We start from the raw sequence: 19,717 nt of genomic DNA, 5'->3' as shown, positions 1-19,717 counted from the left end.
CAGTCACCGGTGGTTGACACTATGGTACCATTGTCAAACCGTAATCGCCCAAGCGTTGGATGTAACGCGGCAAAACCAATCGTTCATCGTTGCCCATCCAGTTCGGCTAAGGTTACCCCAAACAGACGACGGGCGAGTTGTTCATAGCTCTCATCAAACGGACAACCACCGTTAGCAAGTGGGCAGCGGTTACAGAACGTACCACCACTAAACCTTTCAACGTTTTGGCGGTTAAAGATGTACGGCTTGTGACTGAAGGTACTACCCACCCATTGCCACGACAGACTATTCGAGGCCGGATCACCGTCGAGGAGGTGACGGTAAAAGAGATCCGCCCCCTCGCGCCAATCCACACCGAGCCAGTGTTGCAGATAAGCGGCGACCCACATGCGTGCGTGGTTGTGCATATAGCCAGTTGTGTACAACTCCTGCAACGACTCGTCAATACACACAAGACCGGTCGTCGCAGTGAGCACTTCGGGTGGGAGCAAACGACGCGCTACACGGGAGCGATGCTTTGCCGGCTCAAGATCGTGATGAATCCGCTCACCGAGATGGGCATAGACGATTTGCCAGAATGCACGCCATACTAATTCGTTGACAAACTTTTCAGTATCGGGTGTATGACCGAATCGACTCAGAATCGAATCACGCACTTCAGCAAGTGTGAGGACGCCGTGACGAAGGTATGGCGAGAGTTGTGAGACGGTACGCCGCGCTACATCGTTACGGGTCCGCGCATAGTTGCGCACATCAAAGGCGCGCAACCGCCGTAACGCAGCCCGCCGCCCACCACGGATCGGTGACGGGGTGGCCGGTCCCTGGTACAAGCCGGCAAGCGCATCGGCGAGATAGGCTGCTTGTTCGGTGCGTGTCGTCAGATCGGTACGGAGTTGCATTGCTTTGCCTATCCCCATTGCTAACGAGTATACCACGAGTTAGGTGACGATTGGCCGGTAAATTACCTGACCAGCCAAATATTCAGTCTAGAAATAACGTCTCGATCCGCTGCTTCCATAACAAGCAGAGAGCGACCGGAATGCCCATGATTTATCAGACGCACAGCCGAATGGCGCTGAAAAACCAAGTGTTTCAAGATCAACTGATACCTTCCTCGCAGGAAGATGAGTACAAACCACATACGCATGGCATTGCATTAGGTGGGCAATGACCTAATCTATCTATATCTAGCGTCAATAATCTTCCTCTTTTCCTGAACCTATCTATGCTCTACCATCATATCTCTGAATATACACTTGTTGCATTAATGCCGATGACCACTCTTTTTCTCTTTTGCACTCAGCATACATGCAGGTGAGTTCTGACAACTCGCTGAAAATACACACTTGTTCGTTCTATTTTATCCCAAACAGTGCTGCCTGCGCGGACAGATCGACGCGATAGATCGGCTGCAATGAGCTAATCAACGCGCGCAGTTCATCACGACTAAAACCGAACACATCAAGAGCGAGACGTCCTCCACCAACACCGCGACGCTGTCGCGTATTGCTCTCTATTGCCACCCGATACCGCTGACCGCGCATTGGTTCAATCCGCACACGCCACGGTCCAATGATTTCAACCGAGATCGACGTATCAACGCCGGGTAACCGATCAAACGCGATCACCAATCGCTTCCCAGGGCCACTGTAGATCGCGCCATTCAAAGTCGGCCCCTGCAACCGCAGCAGCATTGCCTGCTCAATGCCTAGTGGTGGCTTGGCCGGGATGATTTGCGAATCACTCAGAATATTACCAAACGACCCGTTCTGGTCATCACTCGGCGATGGATAGCCACCGTCAGATACAATCGGTAACACCACATATCCGGCACGCACTAACGGCCACGCAGGATCAAACAGGTCTTGTACCGATCCACTCGTCGCTTCGGCCCGCCCGTTCCACGCCCGTATAAAGGTAAACGCATCGCGGATCTGTTCACCGCTCACCAGCCAATTAAATTCGACGAGTCGCCAAACAACCCGACTCGTTTGTGTACTACCGGGTGGGCCGATCAATTCGGTCACGCTGAGCACGTGACCATCTTGCTCACCGATAGCCATCAGAACGGTAACCGGTTCCGCTTCATCAGCCGGTAGATCAACCGGACTAATACCACGAAAACTAACGATGTAGGCCAATCGCTCACCGATGCGCTGCCGTCCCAATAAGCGCAGATCGGGTGCAGCAGCGGCTTGGTGCAGATAGTTCGGCACGATTGACCATGGGCCGGTTGTTCGGCGGGCGTGAAAAGCAACCTGCTGCTCAGTCGGATCAAGCTCGGCGACAACTAACTCTGGCTCGTTGGGTAAGGCGCGTATTGGGAGATCGCCGTAGAGAGAAGGAGCATACGCCCCATCAATGGCATAATACAGACGGCGCAAACCATCACCCAACTGAAACTCATACGGCGCACCACCTTCGATGTGACGTAATTGCAAGCGATGACGCGCCGGATTAGCACGATCGTGCCAGATTTCGGCATAGAGCGGAGCAACCGTGCGATTGTTGAAATACCAGATGGTCTGGTAACGGGCATGCCATATCGGTGGTCCTTCGGGTTCGGGAATGCCCCCGTGCATCAGCGCTCGTGCTACCAATTCAGCAGCACTCACGGTTGGTTCGGCAGCACCGGTCGCGATCACGGTAAACGGATTCCTGAACAAGCCGGGCAGCACGATGACGGTCATCAACCCGACGAAGGTAAGCAGTCCGACCAGCGGAGCCAATTGTCCTAGCCGCGTTCGAGGCGCTATTGTTGCTTGCAGCAACCGTTTGCACTCGGCTGCCGGTAGCGGTGTCGCCTGAACCAACCGACGCAGCGCCGGTCGCAACGAGCGTATCGTTTCTTGCCATTCACGCTCGAAGATGCGGCAGTGGGGACACGTTTGAAGATGCTGCCGAACCTTCTCAAACATCATCAGATAGTTCGGCGGATCGAGGAAGGCACGGTGGATGATTTGGCACTCAGAACTGCTAACATCAACAGAAAGGGCATGACCGGTGACAGGAGCTAACTGTCGTACTGCTTGTTCAAGGAGTGAGAGCGCTTCATCGGCTTCGAGGCCAACGATCCGTGCTAGACGTGTATGTTCAGCGCCTAACACGCTATACGCCAGCACGACCATCCGTTGCGGGAGTGGCAAAGCGCGGAGTGGGCCAAGGAGTGGTATTGCCGGCGGTGCCGGACGGCGCTGCACCGGCTGCGTGAACATCACCGTCGCCACCTGATAGAGCCGCGTCAACAGCTCATCATCGTTCCACGTAGTAGGTGGATGAGAACGCAAAGCAACCGCCCATTGCCGCAACAACCTGCGTGCCGCTCGTTCATCAGGTGCCAAGGCCAATGCAAAGCCGTAGAGTTCGTCACCCGCTTGAGTCAACCACTGCGACAGTCGATTCGTGATCATAAGTATTCGCCGTCTGCATCATTGCAGCATCGGTGAGCAACTGCTGTTGGAGACGCCACATTGTTTTGATCCGGGCCCGCTGCCATACAGCACTCTTCGGGCCGGTCTCACGCAACAATACAATCCGTTGCAAAGCGAGCCGCAAAACCTCTTGGCGACGAACACCTGCCTCGTTCTGTGTATCAGCCATCGTTGCACCTATGGTAACCCTGCTCAACCGGCAATCACCCGCTCAAAACGACGACCGGCCCGCGCTCCCGGCACCGGTACCGATGTGAGCACTTCTTCAATCACTGCCTGGGCGGTTACATTACGCACCCGCGCCGCCGGGCTGACAATCAGGCGATGGGCGAGCACCGGTATAGCCAACGTTTTGATGTCGTCGGGGGTGACGTAATCACGCCCGTTGAGCGCAGCCCAGGCTTGGGCCGCACGATAGAGCGCTAACGCACCTCGGGTGCTAGCCCCTAGATACACATCAGGATGATTGCGCGTCGCCGTCGTCAGCGCCACAATATACTCAACGATGAGATCATCAACATGAACTTGCTTAATCGCCTCTTGGAGGGTCAACAGTTCGTCAATTTCAACGACCTTAGACAACGTCTCTAGTGGATGACCCTCTCTTTGTCGCTTGAGAATAGCAATCTCATCGAGACGGTCGGCATAACCGAGATGGACACGCACGAGAAATCGGTCGAGTTGCGCTTCCGGCAACGGAAACGTTCCTTCGTATTCGATGGGGTTTTGCGTCGCCAACACGACAAACGGTTGCGGCAACGGATACGTAATGCCGTCCACAGTAATTTGCCGCTCCTCCATCGCCTCGAGCAAAGCCGATTGCGTCTTCGGCGTAGCCCGATTAATCTCATCGGCTAACACAATCTGGGCCATAATCGGGCCAGGCCGGAATTCAAACTCACGTGTCTGCTGATTGAAAATCGATACGCCGGTGACATCACTCGGCAGCAGATCGGGAGTACACTGAATGCGCTTAAAGCTCGACCCAATTGAGCGGGCAATGCTCTTCGCTAGCATCGTTTTACCGGTACCGGGAACATCTTCGATTAACACATGACCGCGACAGAGTAACGCGACCAACACTAATTCGACGATCTGACGCTTGCCGATAATTACCTGTTCGACATTCGTCACGATACGCGCAGCAAGTTGCTGAACATGTTCCAACATACACCTCAGATAGCGCGGTTATTTTGCGGAATGCACAAGCAGTATACCACGATCACTATTGGCAAGTCAGGTTGTTCTCGCTACCGACTCGTTTCTATGGTATCCTGATGCAAACAACGTGAACGGAGGTTTCGTAATGTTAGAGCGCGTGGCGGTCTTGTACAATCCGCTCAGTGACGCCTCGATTAAAGTATCGCGCGAATTAACCGATTGGTTAACTGCACGTGGTATCAAAACCACGCGGGGTGTGTCACAAGAGTTTCGCGATCAACCACAATTGGTTGCCGATTGTGATCTCATGATTGCCTTGGGAGGCGATGGGACCGTTTTGCGTGCCGCCCGTCTCTGTTTCCCACATAACATCCCCGTCTTGCCAGTTGCCCTTGGGCATCTGAGTTTTATGGCCGAAATCGGACCGGAAGAGGTCTACAGTGGCTGCGAACAAATCATGAACGGTGGCGGCTGGTTTGATGAGCGTACCCTGGTACGAGCACAGCTCTGGCGTAACGGTCAAAAGCTCGGTCAGCATACGGCACTCAATGAGGTGGTCATTTCACGGAGCGATATTAGCCGGATTGTCAACGTTCACGTCACTATTGACGATAGTCCGCTAACGACATATCACGCCGACGGCGTTATTGTTGCTACCGCCACCGGCTCGACGGCGTATGCACTAGCTGCCGGTGGGCCAATTGTCGATCCGCGCTCACAGGCGTTGGTGCTAGTGCCGATTGCAGCCCATCTCACCAATATTCCGTCGATGGTGTTACACGAGGATGCAGTAGTGACGATGCAGTTACGCTCCCGTCACCATGCTCTGCTCGCGGTCGATGGTCGTGAGAACATTGATTTGATAGAAGGAGATGAGGTGATCGTTCGCCGCAGCCCACAAGTATGTACGTTCGTGCGTTTGCGTCCGAGTAATCAATTCTATACCCAATTGGTGGCACGTCTGCGCCGTTCGTGAGTCGGTACAACTGACCTACGGTACACTATCCTGTAGATCAGTACGCCCTATCGCCTATCGGTTTCGTTACCCCATTCAGGAGTTATGTAAGGAGATACGAAAGAGTATGATTCGGTATACTGGCGCCTCCGTGAGCGGTCGCATCAATGCACCGGTCGAATCTATTTGGGAATTGGTGAGTGATGTTGAGCGCCATCCGCAGATTGCCGGCAGCGGTGAAGTGCAAGCTGTTACTATTCGAGACAATCAACCGCTGCACGTGGGCAGTGTGTTTGAGTCACAACAGTTGATGCGTGGCATTCACTATGTCACTGCCAATCGCGTTGTGATTTGGGATCCACCCTACCGCTTTGCCTGGCGGGTTGGCTTACCCAACGCTCCCGGTATTGCCCAAGCATGGATATTTGCGTTACAACCCGAAGCCAACGGGACCCGTGTGACCAATGGTGTAGCGCTCATTTATGTATTACCTACGTTCTTCCCATTCTCGTTACTGCGTAAGCGGATCGCCCAAGGCTATGCGAATTCGATCATTCCAACCCTCGATAATTTGGCCCGCCTCGTCAATGCACCACCGCCAGAAGATGTGCGGGTTGTGACCGAGCCACCGACCGAATTAACCGCTCTGTTCCCACCATTGATCATCCCCGGCACCACGATGGTAGCCGCCGCGATTGCCGGCGTTGCCGGCGTACTAGCGCTCCGGCGGCGCTTGCGAAAATCGTGATGGCAAAGCGCAGAGCTGTAAAGCGGATGCTCGCACTACAGCTTTGCGCTGGGCACCTCACCACTATGCTGCCTACGGTAATGGAATACCAAGGGCCGTACTACCACCACGTACACCACCACCGGGAAAGAGCGAACGTTCGGCAACAATCGGCTGGTTGCTTCGCACGATCACTGTCACTGCCGATTTGTTAGGAAATGCTTCGTGCAAGGCTAGCGTATAGCGCGCACCGGCAGGGATACGCACACCGAGTTCAGTTTTCGTCCCATCGCCGAAAACTGCCTCGACGTTCACCATCGCCGAGAGCGGGCTGAGATTACTCAGAGACAGATAATACGTCGCATCAATTGTCCGACCGTCAATGAACGCCCAGCGGTAGGCCGGTTCGCGCGCACCGGCGCTAATCGTGCCTACATTACCACCGGCAAACCACATCGCACGTTCAACGGCTACCGGTCGGTCAGCCTTCACCTCAGTGGCAAAACCGAGATTCGGCACCACTTCGTTCACGTCAATCGCCAATTGAGTGCGGGGCGGGATCGCATAACGGCGCGTTGCCGCCACCCCCTGCGGACCGCGAAAGATCGTTTCGACATTGGCCGGTTGGCTATTCGGATTCAATACCAACAACTGAGTACGAAACTCGCCTTCGGTCGTACCTTCAGCGAAGAACCAGTGCCGACCGAGCTGATCGATCCCGCGACCGGTGTGCAAACCACTCCCACCAGGACCAAACCGCATTGTCCGCTCAACTGCTACCGGCAAGGTAGCGATCACCCGCATCCCGAAGTTGGTATTGGCCAACGGCCGTGTGCCGTCAGGTAAGGTGATGTCGTGTACCGCAACCACCAACCGATTACGCGCACCGATCTGCACATCCTGCGTAAAGACCGTCCCATCGCGTCGCATGTAGGTAATTTGCGCACTCGCGTCATTCGGCTGCGGGTTGAAGATGATCAGATAAGTCTGGGTCTGTGCGGTGGTGCTCCCGTCGGCAAAGTACCACACCCGCGATAGCCGATCGACACCGGGACCGCTATCGATGTCACTCGTCAAGGCCATCGATCGCTCGGCGAGGATCGCTTCATTCGCCTCTACCATTGCCGGTAGTGCATTCGCACCGGGCACAAGCTCGTTCACATTTAGATCGGCGCGTCCACCACCGGGGACTTGCAATTCACGCACAACCGGCTGCCCCCCCTCGGGGAAGAGTGTAATTCGTGCGGTTGCCGGACGGCCGGCCGGATTATAGAAGCTTAGCCGTTGACTATAACCGGCGGTATTCCCTTCAGCGAAATACCAGCGTGCGCGCACCGTTGCCGCATCGACTTGCGTGCGCAAGGTTGGTAAACGATCACGGAACGCGGGATACGGATCGAGTGCTGTTGGGTTGACCTCATAATGACCGGCAATCGTTGGTCGTAGCCCATCACCACCGGCTGACGGCCGCTGACCGGTCGGTGGAATGTTGTAAATCTGCGTTAGCCATGCGAGCAGCGCCGTCAGGCGAGCTTGTGCCGCCAGGGTCGGCGGCTGATCGACCGGGGTCAACAGCGCAATCTGCACATCGGCGACACTACCCTCAACCAACCGTACCGGCGATGTCGGCCCACCAAGACGACCTTCAAACAGATTACCCTCGCTATCGATGATGTAGTGATACATCAGATCATCCCAATCAAGAATGCTCGTCTGATAGACCAGCAACGCGCGCAGATAAGCCAACGTTGCCGACGGTGGCACATCAACCGGAATCTGATGGATCACAACCCCACGTGGATCGCGCCGCTCGAGACGAGCGGCGGCCGGTTCAGCCCAATCGGCACGAGCAATTTGTAATGGGCGTTCGGTAAGCACCGGCTGACCGAACAAGATCGGACGCTGCGGCAAACCGGCAGCGAAGATCGGCGGTGAGACTTGGGTGGCGAGATACGAGACGGTCACTTCATTAAGAATGGCAGAGGCACGTGGTATCTGGCTGGTGAACGTTGCCCGCAATTGCAGATAGCGCGTATCGTCGGGCAATGCCAACGGCACGGCTGTCGTCAACGCATCGGGGTCAGCAGCCGGCGGTTTATCGGCCACGACCAGTGGTGTCCACGGCCCCCATCCCTCGTCGTTCTCACCCGGCGGAGTTGCACGCGCCCGTAACTCAAGGCGCACATCAGTCCCGTCAATGACCTCGGCGCGCCACACCGCACCGGCTGCATTCACGGCAAACGCCGTCTCAAACGGCGCCGAGACAAAGGTACCTGTACTCGCCTCAGCAGCCAACCGTAACTCGCCGCCGGCATTATTCACCACCAACAGATCGGAGATCGAGCCGGCCTCCCAATCACGTACACTGCTCAATCGCCAACTCGAAACTTGTGCGGCTAGTGCGCTTGGCCGCGCTGCAACCGGTAATGTTGCCGCGAGGATTCCGGCGAACACGAGAAGGAGACCAATCCGCAGCGCTTTGTGTTGGATCATAACCCATGCCTCGCCGCCAGAGCGACTATTGCCACTCGGCCCAGATTAGGCTGCAATATCCATGACCATTGAACGTTGTCATACCGATGATTATACCGGTACCTACGAGTATCATCCATCGGACAGACAGCGACGATGATCTGGAAACGCGCTGTTATAACAATGCCCTATGGCGCCGGACGCACTGCACCGTTGAATGCACCCTTATAGATATTTGCCGAGTCGTACAAAATCCAACCACTCGCCGCCTCTGGCTGCTCTTCGGTGGCATCGATCTGGGCACGCACTTCCACCGGGCCGTACTCAACCACGACCGGTGCCCACGGATCGGTATGATCTTGCAGCCATGGCCGTTGCTTAGCATAGCTTGCCATCATCTGCCGGCCACCGTTGCGAACGGCAATTTTAATCGTCTCGTAGGGGAATTTCACCGGCACCGCAATGTTCTCCAGTCCACCCCACCACAACGACGGGTAAGGCATTGGGCAGATATAATCGGTAAATTCACCCATGCGGGTCATATCTTGGGCAATCGTCAGTGAAGGGCCATTGACCACCCGCCCAAAGACATCAATCGACATAAACGCACCGGCAGCGTTGACCGCAGAGTGGGCACGCTGCATAAACTCAAGGATCACATCGTACATTCGACCGGGGTTCGTCACCGGATCGATCGGCTCACTAAAGAGCAGCTTCTCGCTGAATTCACTGTACTTCCCAAACCAATCGGGAAAGCGGATATAGTCGAAATTGATCTCATCGAAACCCATTTGCGCCGCCTCGACCGCCAACGCAATGTTGTAATCCCACACATTTTGGTTGGTCGGGTCGAGGTATGCATATCGAATCCCCGGCCCCGGATAATCAGCATACACCTCACCGGTCGAACGTAGACGGATCGACCACTCAGGGCGAGCATCAGAGAGAGCATTATCGTGTGAAAAGAGTTGGACGCGGGCGATAGTATAGATGCCACGCTCTTTAGCCTTCGCCAAGATGGAAGCAAAATCGACCCGCGGTGTACTCAGACCTAATTCGCGGACTAACGGTACCTGTGAATCGTAATAAACAACGCCCAGATCATCGCGTAAATCGCTCTTGATATCGATTACCAGCGTGTTCAACTCGGTACGCTCGATCAGGTCGAGAAATTTGTCAACGAGACTCGGCACCGACGCCACTGCCGCCGTGATATAGATACCACGCACGTAGAACGGCTCAAGCTCAATCCGATCGGGCATCTTCCCCGGTTCAATCGGGATCACGCGCTTAGCGTACCCCGGTGCCAAGACCTGCACAAAGCCACGTTCAGGCAGATTCGGTAGACGAAAACGACCTTCAACACTGTCGTTAATTCGCACAAAAGCAACGGCTGTCGAGGTGAGCGTCTCTGTGGCGATGATTGCTGCGTTGGGTACCGGCTTACCGGTGGTAGCGTCGATCAGTTGACCAACCAGGGTATCAGGCCGAATGGCGACATCGAGCGTCGTCGTGCGCGTAAACGGCTGTGTCACAGAAGCAAACCCATCGGCGGTCACGGTGATTTTGCCGCTTTCCGCCGGCACGTCACGCAACAGATAACGGCCGGTGTCATCCGTCGTCGCACTAATTGCACCAAGCGTGACCGTCGCTCCGGCCACCGCCTTACCGGTGTAACTATTGGTAACAGTACCGCTCAGCGTGTTCGGACGCAGACTCATATCGAACACCGTAACTCGCGCCACTTGCTCGGTAACAGGCGCATACTGAGGAGCGCTGACCGTCACCGTAAACGCTTCGGGTACATTCGTCAGCGTATACCGACCGCTCTCATCGGTGACGGCACTCATCCCGTCATTACCGGCGATCCGCACCTCAGCCCCACCCACCGGTTGACCGGTATACATATCGGTGATCGTACCGCTCAATACATTCGGACGCAGAGCGGTTGTGACTGTTACCGTCAGCACCCTGCTTTCACCTACTCCAGGCTGATCGACCAATGACATTTCGAGCGGCTCATAAGCCGGTGCTTTGAACGATAAGGTATCCTCTGGACGCCAGCGTTCTGTCTGAAACCGACCTTGATCATCGGTGGTAAGCGTCAGCTCACCGATTGTGACCGTCGCCCCAACAACCGGTTGACCGGTATAGGCATCGGTAACGACACCGGTTAGAATAACCGGTTGTGTCGTACAGCTCACCAATACTCCTGCAATCAGACAACAGAACAGCCAAAAGCGAGCGATTCGCCGCACAGACAACCCCATGGTTACGTTACTCCTCTAGCATGAAGTAAGCCGGGAAATAATCTTACCGGTTGCGCGTATCTTAAAGGGTTGACAACAACCTGTCAAGAGAAGCTTCTGTATGACGTTTTTCAACAAGTAGTGTCAGATTAATTCGCAAAAAGCGAACGAGTTCTTCATCCAACCAGAAACATCAACGGGCCAGCGAGGTACGCACCATCTGATCAAGCACCACCTCGTAAATCATATGTTCTTCCTGTTTCCCCTTCAAGCGTGTCACGCCCAGTAACCGCAGCGGGTAAGGCGATTGTTCACCGAGCACACTCGCCAACTGTGATGAGACAATTATCTGACCGGCCTGCGCAATGCCACACAAACGTGAGGCTGTATTGACCACATCGCCGATCAGCGTATAATCTTGGCGCTGCGCCGAACCGACATTACCAACAACGGCCGTGCCATAACTGATCCCAATTCCCATCCCGATTCGTAGATTCAGCTCCTCCTGCCACTGTTTAGCCAGCCGGGCAAAGGCTCGCTGCATCGTCACTGCCGCTCGAATCACTCGTTGTGGATCATCAGGATGGGCAATAGGTGAACCAAACACACCGATCAGCCCATCGCCGAGAAACTTGTCAATCGTGCCATCGTAAGCGTAAAGCGCTTCGGTCATAGCGGTGAAATAGCGATTGAGAATCCGCTCGACCAACACCCGCGCACCGATTTGCTCGGTCAGAGTGGTAAAACCGCGCATATCGGCGAACAGCACCGCCACAGTACGCTCGGTTGGTGCGCCAAAATCACTTCCGGCGCTCAACAACCGTTCGGCGACTTGTGGTGAAACGTAGCGACGGAAGACACTGCGCACCCGTTCACGCTCTTGCCGTTCGAGTTGTTTAATCGCACTGATGTCGCGAAAGACGACAACGCGGCCAATCTCTTTGTTATCCACACCTCGCACTGGCGCAATACTGACGCTAAAATTGACGTTCGGCTTCGGCTCGATCTCAACCGTCGTCGGACTGTCTCGATTAAGAAACGGCAACACAGCACGCAACGCTGGGAATTGATCAACCGGTTGATCACGGTGAACGACCGGATCGATCTGCAAGCGCTCATGGGCGGCCGGATTCGCCAAGAGCAACCGCGCATCAGTATCTATCAGTAAAATGGGGTCGGTTGCGCTCCGCAAGACTGCATCGAGGGTTGAACGCTCGTCATTCACAACTCGGTATAGCCGAGCATTTTCCAAAATCTGGACAATCAGGCTGGCGACGGTCGAGGCCATCTCTAATTCCGTCTTCTCCAGCGCCCCCCGTCGAGTAATATCCAACACCAGAATGCCCTGAGCTTGACCGGTGACAACGAGTGGAACGATCACGATTGATCGAATCCCACGGGCGGCAAAGAACGCTCGCAGCGGAGCTCCTATATCGTGCGCATCTAAATCTGTATATTGTTGTGGCTGCTCCAATTTGGCGACATAGGTAGCCAGCAAGGAATGATTGCTGACAAAATTGATGAGATCGTTATCGTGTAGTGATGCCGGCCCACTCATTACGACAACCGTCTCACTGGGCTGAATACCAAACAACACCATTGCTGCCTGGTCTACCTGAAAGATCTGGGAAACCGCTTCGACCGTGCGTTGGAGATTATCAGGTGCCGTGAACTGTGCGGTCAGGGCCAGCGACAATCGGTTGATCTCGCTAAGTTGGGCAATCCGCCGTTGCTCATTCGCAAATAAGCGGGCATTGTAGATCGCAATCGCCAACTGATTGGCAATCGCCGATACAATGGCTTCATCGTTCGGACTAAACGCAGCAAGCTGCGGACTACGCAGCTCAATGGTGCCTACTACCCCTTCGCGCGGCAACAGCACCGGCACGCTCAACGCCGACCGCATCCGCGCTTCATCGGGCAAGAAAGGGATAAAGCGGGCATCTTGGGTCACATCGTCGATCCGCAACGGCTCACGGTTACGACACACCCACCCACTGATACCACGCTCGGCGCCGATCACCATCTTTCCCGTCTCAAACTGCTGGGTGCCGGCAGCGGACTGCACCACAAGTTGTTCGGCTTGACGCAGCACCAGTGCCACCAATGGGTATCCGAATTGGTGGTGGAGCATCTGCACCAACAAGCGCCCCAGTTGATCGATCTGCATTAACTCCGACAAGAGTCGATTGATCTCGTTGATCTGACGTAATTCTTCGGCCCGTCGCGCGAGCAGCTCTTTCTGTTGCTCACTCAACCGATACAGACGCGCACTCTCTAGGGCCACCGCGCTTTGGGCTGCCACCGAAGCTAACAATTCTAAATGTTCTGCGGTAAAATAGCCCGGTGTATGGTGAACGAGTGTGATCACTCCCCATACCCGATTGTCACGGATGATCGGCATCGCCACGACCGACCGTACATCGTTATGGACCGGCGAGGTGACCAACCAGCGCTGATCGAGCCGCGTATCGGCAATCAAAATCGGGCCGCGTTCACGCAAGGCCAAACCGGCCACTCCGTAACGCACAATATCTTGCAACTCGGCGACTGCCGGATGGCGACTACTTGAGTAGAGCAAGATTTTATCTTCGACAAAACCGGTCAGGATAATGCTCGCCCGTACTGCGCCAACAGCATCGGCCAAATGGTTGAGAAAACCGGTGAGTAATACATCGAGATCGATGCTCGATCCTAGATCGCGAGAGAGGTGGAGCAATAATTCCGTTTTGCGCTGCTCTTGCTGCAAACTACGTTGTGCCCGTTGCAGACGCAGCAAAGCGCGTACCCGTGCCAGCAAGAGGTTGAAATCAACCGGCTTGACCAGTACATCATCGGCGCCGGCATCGAGATTACTGACGCTTGTATCGAGATCGGCGTGGGCCGAAACGATAATCACCGGAATGAAAGGCTTCGAATGATCCGACTTTATTCGCTTGGTTACTTCATCCCCACCAATACCGGGCAAAGCTAAATCAAGTAAGATTAAATCCGGCGTAATCAGTTGCAGAAAACTTAACGCCTCTTCGCCTGAATTGACAATTGAGACGCGAAAGCCGTCACGGGAGAGTACCGCTTGAAAGATTCGCCGAATATCGGGGTCGTCTTCAACGACCAAAATATGTGCCGGTTCGGTCATAAGCGCTCCCTGATGTGCCTGACTTGTGTTTAGTATAGCACGTCTGAAAGCGCTTATCTAAAGCAAGCCTTTTTGCCAAACGTATACTTTGTACCTTATGTTGTAACGTCTATCTATGTTACCTTCCCGACCATCAAGATCGTACCGGTTGGACCTGGACTACCTGGTGCCGGTTCGGCAGTCACCGCCAGCGTTGTACCACTCATCGCGCTCGTCGTTGGCAAGCGCAGCAGACCGTACCCGCTGACATCCACGGTAAAGACACCACCACTCACCGGTGCAGTCTCACCTTCGATGAGCCAGAGTTGGTATACTTGATCGGCAGGCAACGGCGGCAAGGCGGCCACCACGACGATCTGACCCGTCGTATCACGGAAGACTACGCCCTGCCCACCGTCACCGGTAAGTGTCGCTATCGGTTCGGATGACGTGAAGAGAGTTGCTAATTGCCGGGCAGAGGCCTGCACGGTTGCTGCCAGCGCTTGTGCCCGATCACGCTCTTGAATGGCAAGCGATAGCTCTTGGCGCAAACTGTTCAGATAAACCATCGCTATGACCAATCCGATGAAGAGGACGGTCGTTACACTGCTCCAAGCCACCCTCAATAGACGCCATCGACGGGATAAAACGACGGGAGGCCCTTGCTCGTTCCGCCGGCGCCGACCAACCGCATAATCAATCGTGCGCTGCCGTAGTTCGGGTGGCAATACCGGACGATCAAGGCTGTGCGGCAATAGATCGGCAACTGCGCGTAGTTCGGTGAGCATCTGCTGCAATTCGGGCCGTTCGGTCAACAATCGCTGTACGCGCGTCCGTTCTGATGGGTCAAGCGCATCGAGCGCATATGCAGTCAACAGCTCCGTTATTTCTTCTTCCGACGGTTGTTCCATACGATTTACTCCACCAGCGAACGTAGTACATCGCGTAATTTCAACAAACCAAGCCGTAATCGTGTTTTGATCGTACCCAATGGCTCGCCAAGCTGTTCAGCAATTTCGCGTTGCGTCAAACCACCATAATATGCCATTTCGATGGCCTGTCGTTGAGCTGGTGGGAGATCGGCCAGAGCTGCTCGTACTGTCTCACGTAATATGCGTTGTTCGAGAACGCTTTCGACACCGGCAGGCAACAATGTTCCAACATCGACTCCTGTCACCTCGCGACGCCGCGCCTGTTCTCGTTTGCTACGCAAGGCATCAATTGCGCGATGCCGACTTATTCCGATCAACCAATGCACAACCAAACCGGCCTGCCGACGGAATCCACCTGCCGTTTGCCAAATGTTGTGAAACACGTCTTGCATCACTTCTTCGGCGGTCTGTCGGTCACCGGTGATCCGAAGGGCAATGGCATACACCAAAGCAGCGTAGCGATCGTACAGTTCACCCAACGCTGCTTCCTCCCGCTGCACAATCAAATCGATCAGAAACTCATCACTCAGATCGCGTAAACCACTCTCTGCAGGCTGTTCTGGAGGCATCGAATGCAAGACCTTTTCTTCAACCGGACAATCGAGATACTGTATTATAGCCGAACAAGCCTTGAACAGAGGCTCGGTTCACTCATTGAAGCACCTTTTCAATGCTTTGGCAGCGGCACTAAACAGACAAGGGAGCGCCGGACGGTCAATACGCAAGGCGCTGAACCGTCCGGCGCATCTTCTCTCCACGAGAGTTTAGAACACTTGCGTGTAGGGCTTCGTTGGGTCAGATTTGACTCCACCAAGGACCGCCATAATCTGTGCCGCCGTCGGTGCCATTACCGGACCGATAAACCCTTGCCCGCCTTGCAAGAACGGCGCCAGGGTTGGCACCGCATCTGAAACGTTGTAATAAATCGGTAACGGCAGCGCCAGATTATTGGGCACAAAGCCACCGATCTCGCGAATCAATGCCAGATGTTGCGCTTCACTGCACGCATGCTGGGCCGTCGTACCGGCAATCCGATCTACCCCCAACTCGGCAAAACGGCGCGTGGCCGCTAAATACGCCCCGACAAACGCTGTCTCAGCATCAGCCCCTACTTGCACAAAGAGTGCTGGATCACTGAGCAAGTTCGCCGGGACATAAAACTGGTTGGTCAGCGCCCGACCACCGTTGGCTACCAGAAAATCGAGATGGTACTTCTCGGCGTCTAATGCAAATTTGAGGTAAAGAACATCTTCCTCAGCAAGTTTGAACTTTGCCGAAGTTAATGCCGCGTAGTAGAAGGTTGTCGCCAACGTCTCAGCAGTAGCAGCCAAATTCAAGATCAATTGCGGATCGTCCTTGTGATCATGGCCGGCTGATGCCGTTTGAATCCCAAACAGACTGGCAAAGCTCGCGACCATCAACCCTCCCCCCAAACTTGCCGCTCCTTTGATCAGACTTCGCCGAGAGAAGACGCTTTGCTTGGTGTTTTCGGTTGTCACTGTGGTTCCTCCGCTATTAGATATGTCACCGGTACTGCCCTTGCATGTACCCTTCACCACATCTATGCGAAGGTTTTGTGATAACGGATCTATTGAAGTTCAGGATTCTACGATGTAGCTACAAGTATCCCAACGCCGCAGCGGCCACCGTATGGGCATGAATATCGACCGTATCATTGATCTGGCGCGCATACCCGCCGGCCATTGTTACCGCCACCGGCACACCCGCCGACCGACAATAGCCAAAAACGAGTCGATCACGTTCGGCTAAACCGGCCTTGGTCAAACTCAATCGACCCAAACGATCATCGTAGTAAGGGTCAGCACCGGCTAAATAGATCACCAGATCGGGTTTGGCCGCAGCAAAGGTCTGCCGTAGTCCCCACTCGAGCGCATCGAGGTAAGCAGCATCGCCGGTTGTATCGGGTAACGCAATATCAAGATCGCTTTGCTGTTTGCGAAAGGGAAAATTATGGGCACCGTGGATTGAGAATGTGAAAACGGTCGGATCGTTGGCAAAAATTGCTGCCGTACCATCACCTTGATGCACATCGCAATCGATAATCGCAATCCGACGGGCACGACCTTCCGCCTGCATCGCTCGCGCTGCTACCGCTGCGTCATTAAAGACACAATAGCCAGCCCCAGCATCGGCAAACGCATGGTGCGTGCCACCGGCCAAATTCACGCCCACCCCTTCTTGCAGGGCCACCCGGCACGCAGCAATCGTCGCTCCCGCCGACCGACGTGAGCGCTCAACCATCTGTGGCGACCACGGAAAACCGATCCGACGTATCTCGGCGCCTGTTAACCGACCGGTCATCACCCGTTCGATGTATGCCGGTGTATGAACCCGGACCAATTCATCAACGCTGGCCGGTTCGGGTACGTGGAGCCGGTCGAACGGCACAATGTTATCGGCTATGACCCGCTCACGCAGCAACGCATATTTTTCCATTGGAAAGCGGTGCCCTGGCGGTAACGGCAGGACAAAGGTGTCAGAATAAAAGACTCGCATCTACTCAGCTACACCTGTCATTTGACGCAGTCGACGCTCTTCGCCCAACCAGCGTAATGCACGCACCACCAACAACACAACTGTCAGCGGTACCAGCACTAAGCCGACGACCGCATTATAAAGCGGCAATTCCTCACTATTGCTAGCACTGAGAATTAAGTAGAGTGTATAACTGAGATAATATACCAATAATAAGCTACCCTCACGCTGCGAGACTATGCGGCGGGTAAAGAAGATAGGGAGACACACAAGGGCTGACCCAATCATCACCGGTAGATCGAGCTGAACCGTCTCGACAGGCACGGCAATCGGCTGTGGCGACAAAACAATCGTCAGCGCCAGTACGAGTAACAGATTAAGAATATTACTGCCGATCACATTCCCCACTGCAATATCACGTTCACCTCGCAACCCGGCAATCACCGAAGTGGCAATTTCAGGCAATGACGTACCAACGGCGACTATCGTTAACCCGATTATCAGTTCGCTCACACCAAACCACGACGCAAAGGCAACTGCACCACCGACCAGCCAGTTCGCCCCAAGGATGAGTAGGGCAAGACCACCGACCACCATCGCCAGTTGTAACACTACGCTCCGCCAATGTTGTCGATGATGATGCGAAACCGATGCCTGTTTGGTCTCATCACGTGGCCAGATCGCCCACACGTACCCGAGTAGACCCAGCAGCATAATACCTCCATCGACTCGTGATAGTTCGCGGTCAAGGGCAAGCAGCAACGTCAACACCGACGCACCGATCATCATCGGCAAATCACGCCGGAAAATCTGCCGATCTACCGGCAGCGGGCCAAACATTGCGGCCACACCCAAGATCAGCATCACATTAGCAATATTACTCCCCACGATATTTCCGAGCGTAATAGCACCTTGTCCTTGAAAGGCAGCCTGCAAACTCACCGCAATCTCCGGCGAACTCGTCCCAACGGCCACGACCGTCAACCCGATAATCAACGACGAGACGCCCATACTGGCGGCCAAGCTTGCAGCACCACGGACTAACAGATCGGCACCGAACACTAATAGCACAACACCAACAAGGAAGAGAATGACTGTCATACTCGCATCCTAGACACAATTTACCCCCTGTCGATAACAGGGGGGTAAAGCAATTCCGCACGCGAGCCAGTTGAGGCGCGACCGGCTCGATGGGAAGCGTTAATAACGCCGACCGCCGAAGCCGCCGCGATCTCCGCGGTCACTGCCGGAACGAGGGCCACGCGAGCCCTTATCCTCTGCCTCGTTGACCCGAATCTCACGCCCGTTGATCGGTTGACCGTTGGTTTGGCTAATGACCTTCGCAACGTCAGTAACGTCCATCTCAACAAAGCCAAAGCCACGCGATCGACCGGTCTCACGATCGTTAATTACCCGCGCGCTACGTACATCACCGTAAGCTTGGAAGAACTGCTCGAGGGTTGCATCATCGACACTCCAAGCCAAATTGCCGACAAAGAGCTTCACATACATCCGGTCCAACTCCCTCCGCGTTGCTTAGCCAACGCAGTCACTCACGGGGCTACTGCCCACAAACCACGCCTCCGAACCTACGACACCACACGCTTCGCCTCAGAGCGGGCGGCGGCCCACAGCGCCGCGTGCTGTTCCTCAGGCGTGGAGGTCTTGCGGACAGGGGAGTCGATCGGGCCTCAAACGGACGAACAGACTCTCGCGGCAACGTGACGCTGTGTAACGGCTATAGTGTAACACATTCGCCACACGATGAAAAGACGGTTGGCTCAAGTTCAGATATGAGTTGGGAGGGAGAAGCACCGGCGCTATGAAGGCTGGCAAGGCAGTGCCGGTGGTCGCTACCATACATGAGACGAACAAGACCATAGTTATGTCATTTGCACAACTATATCCGCAGAGCGCCTCCCGTGCGTTCCCGTCGTGCACCGGGCCTTCCATTCAAAAACACACGCGACAAGCGGCAGCGCACGGCTTCCCGATGATATTACACACCTATCCCAAACAACTGTGCGCTGGCAGCGACCGCTGCACTCGCAATGACAGAGGGAACTATACTCACCCCAACCCCCTACTGTCATTTCGAGGGCGCACCAGCGCCCGAGAAATCCTAGCGTGCGGAAGATTGCTCGCTCCGCTCACAATGACAGAGAAAACTACGCTC

Annotated in this window: 15 protein-coding genes; 2 read left to right on the top strand and 13 right to left on the bottom strand. The window is 54.9% G+C overall.

Going from position 1 to position 19,717, the window contains the following annotated elements:
• Positions 1 to 83: 83 nt before the first annotated feature.
• The 4 genes from ACP5OT_RS08265 to ACP5OT_RS08250 all read right to left on the bottom strand — a co-directional run bounded on the left by ACP5OT_RS08265 (position 84) and on the right by ACP5OT_RS08250 (position 4,601).
• Positions 84 to 899, bottom strand: a complete 816-nt coding sequence (locus ACP5OT_RS08265) for an FAD-binding domain-containing protein (protein WP_428112736.1) — start codon at positions 897 to 899, stop codon at positions 84 to 86.
• Between the two features lie 456 nt (positions 900 to 1,355).
• A complete protein-coding gene (locus ACP5OT_RS08260) occupies positions 1,356 to 3,410 on the bottom strand; it encodes an anti-sigma factor (protein WP_428112737.1) in 2,055 nt (684 codons plus the stop codon).
• On the bottom strand, positions 3,367 to 3,600 hold the full coding sequence (locus tag ACP5OT_RS08255) for a hypothetical protein (RefSeq protein WP_424675833.1): 234 nt from the start codon (positions 3,598 to 3,600) through the stop codon (positions 3,367 to 3,369). Before ACP5OT_RS08255 ends, ACP5OT_RS08260 begins: the two co-directional genes overlap by 44 nt.
• A 23-nt stretch (positions 3,601 to 3,623) precedes the next feature.
• Complete coding sequence (locus tag ACP5OT_RS08250) at positions 3,624 to 4,601, bottom strand: AAA family ATPase (RefSeq protein WP_424675832.1); 978 nt, start codon at positions 4,599 to 4,601, stop codon at positions 3,624 to 3,626.
• Between the two features lie 136 nt (positions 4,602 to 4,737).
• Here ACP5OT_RS08250 and ACP5OT_RS08245 point away from each other — a divergent pair, with 136 nt between their 5' ends.
• Both ACP5OT_RS08245 and ACP5OT_RS08240 read left to right on the top strand, forming a co-directional pair.
• Entirely contained in the window at positions 4,738 to 5,568 is an 831-nt protein-coding gene (locus ACP5OT_RS08245; RefSeq protein WP_424675831.1) for an NAD(+)/NADH kinase, read from the top strand.
• A gap of 106 nt (positions 5,569 to 5,674) precedes the next feature.
• Positions 5,675 to 6,295 carry an SRPBCC family protein gene (locus ACP5OT_RS08240; protein ID WP_424675830.1) on the top strand — a complete coding sequence of 207 codons (621 nt, stop codon included), beginning with the start codon at positions 5,675 to 5,677 and terminating at the stop codon, positions 6,293 to 6,295.
• Positions 6,296 to 6,367: 72 nt separating this feature from the next.
• Here ACP5OT_RS08240 and ACP5OT_RS08235 read toward each other — a convergent pair whose 3' ends face one another.
• The 9 genes from ACP5OT_RS08235 to ACP5OT_RS08195 all read right to left on the bottom strand — a co-directional run bounded on the left by ACP5OT_RS08235 (position 6,368) and on the right by ACP5OT_RS08195 (position 19,053).
• The gene (locus tag ACP5OT_RS08235) at positions 6,368 to 8,767 is read right to left on the bottom strand and encodes a DUF5719 family protein (protein ID WP_428131882.1); all 2,400 of its coding nucleotides are present in this window, start codon (positions 8,765 to 8,767) and stop codon (positions 6,368 to 6,370) included.
• A gap of 167 nt (positions 8,768 to 8,934) precedes the next feature.
• Entirely contained in the window at positions 8,935 to 11,016 is a 2,082-nt protein-coding gene (locus tag ACP5OT_RS08230) for a putative glycoside hydrolase (protein WP_428131880.1), read from the bottom strand.
• Positions 11,017 to 11,188: 172 nt separating this feature from the next.
• The gene (locus ACP5OT_RS08225) at positions 11,189 to 14,134 is read right to left on the bottom strand and encodes a GAF domain-containing protein (protein WP_428112741.1); all 2,946 of its coding nucleotides are present in this window, start codon (positions 14,132 to 14,134) and stop codon (positions 11,189 to 11,191) included.
• Between the two features lie 113 nt (positions 14,135 to 14,247).
• A complete protein-coding gene (locus ACP5OT_RS08220) occupies positions 14,248 to 15,024 on the bottom strand; it encodes an anti-sigma factor (RefSeq protein WP_424675826.1) in 777 nt (258 codons plus the stop codon).
• 5 nt (positions 15,025 to 15,029) lie between these two features.
• Positions 15,030 to 15,614 carry a sigma-70 family RNA polymerase sigma factor gene (locus ACP5OT_RS08215; protein ID WP_428112743.1) on the bottom strand — a complete coding sequence of 195 codons (585 nt, stop codon included), beginning with the start codon at positions 15,612 to 15,614 and terminating at the stop codon, positions 15,030 to 15,032.
• Between the two features lie 195 nt (positions 15,615 to 15,809).
• Entirely contained in the window at positions 15,810 to 16,544 is a 735-nt protein-coding gene (locus ACP5OT_RS08210; RefSeq protein WP_428112744.1) for a hypothetical protein, read from the bottom strand.
• A gap of 118 nt (positions 16,545 to 16,662) precedes the next feature.
• Positions 16,663 to 17,562, bottom strand: coding sequence for a histone deacetylase family protein (locus ACP5OT_RS08205; RefSeq protein ID WP_428131877.1), 900 nt, complete (start codon positions 17,560 to 17,562; stop codon positions 16,663 to 16,665).
• Positions 17,563 to 18,642: a calcium/sodium antiporter gene (locus ACP5OT_RS08200; protein ID WP_428131875.1), complete on the bottom strand. Its 1,080-nt coding sequence runs from the start codon at positions 18,640 to 18,642 to the stop codon at positions 17,563 to 17,565.
• A gap of 99 nt (positions 18,643 to 18,741) precedes the next feature.
• Positions 18,742 to 19,053 carry an RNA recognition motif domain-containing protein gene (locus ACP5OT_RS08195; protein ID WP_424677030.1) on the bottom strand — a complete coding sequence of 104 codons (312 nt, stop codon included), beginning with the start codon at positions 19,051 to 19,053 and terminating at the stop codon, positions 18,742 to 18,744.
• Positions 19,054 to 19,717: the final 664 nt, after the last annotated feature.

Source organism: Chloroflexus sp. (assembly GCF_049970315.1).
Lineage (GTDB): Bacteria > Chloroflexota > Chloroflexia > Chloroflexales > Chloroflexaceae > Chloroflexus.
The sequence above is the reverse complement of the archived record's forward strand: the minus strand, read 5'-3'. Positions and strand labels throughout refer to the sequence as shown.

Excerpts from the sequence above, each read along its gene's own strand:
- ACP5OT_RS08245 (WP_424675831.1), top strand. The coding sequence starts at position 4,738 with ATGTTAGAGCGCGTGGCGGTCTTGTACAATCCGCTCAGTGACGCCTCG.
- ACP5OT_RS08225 (WP_428112741.1), bottom strand. The coding sequence starts at position 14,134 with ATGACCGAACCGGCACATATTTTGGTCGTTGAAGACGACCCCGATATT.
- ACP5OT_RS08250 (WP_424675832.1), bottom strand. The coding sequence starts at position 4,601 with ATGTTGGAACATGTTCAGCAACTTGCTGCGCGTATCGTGACGAATGTC.
- ACP5OT_RS08235 (WP_428131882.1), bottom strand. The coding sequence starts at position 8,767 with ATGATCCAACACAAAGCGCTGCGGATTGGTCTCCTTCTCGTGTTCGCC.
- ACP5OT_RS08230 (WP_428131880.1), bottom strand. The coding sequence starts at position 11,016 with ATGGGGTTGTCTGTGCGGCGAATCGCTCGCTTTTGGCTGTTCTGTTGT.
- ACP5OT_RS08220 (WP_424675826.1), bottom strand. The coding sequence starts at position 15,024 with ATGGAACAACCGTCGGAAGAAGAAATAACGGAGCTGTTGACTGCATAT.
- ACP5OT_RS08255 (WP_424675833.1), bottom strand. The coding sequence starts at position 3,600 with ATGGCTGATACACAGAACGAGGCAGGTGTTCGTCGCCAAGAGGTTTTG.
- ACP5OT_RS08260 (WP_428112737.1), bottom strand. The coding sequence starts at position 3,410 with ATGATCACGAATCGACTGTCGCAGTGGTTGACTCAAGCGGGTGACGAA.
- ACP5OT_RS08205 (WP_428131877.1), bottom strand. The coding sequence starts at position 17,562 with ATGCGAGTCTTTTATTCTGACACCTTTGTCCTGCCGTTACCGCCAGGG.
- ACP5OT_RS08200 (WP_428131875.1), bottom strand. The coding sequence starts at position 18,642 with ATGACAGTCATTCTCTTCCTTGTTGGTGTTGTGCTATTAGTGTTCGGT.
- ACP5OT_RS08240 (WP_424675830.1), top strand. The coding sequence starts at position 5,675 with ATGATTCGGTATACTGGCGCCTCCGTGAGCGGTCGCATCAATGCACCG.
- ACP5OT_RS08215 (WP_428112743.1), bottom strand. The coding sequence starts at position 15,614 with ATGCCTCCAGAACAGCCTGCAGAGAGTGGTTTACGCGATCTGAGTGAT.
- ACP5OT_RS08195 (WP_424677030.1), bottom strand. The coding sequence starts at position 19,053 with ATGTATGTGAAGCTCTTTGTCGGCAATTTGGCTTGGAGTGTCGATGAT.
- ACP5OT_RS08265 (WP_428112736.1), bottom strand. The coding sequence starts at position 899 with ATGCAACTCCGTACCGATCTGACGACACGCACCGAACAAGCAGCCTAT.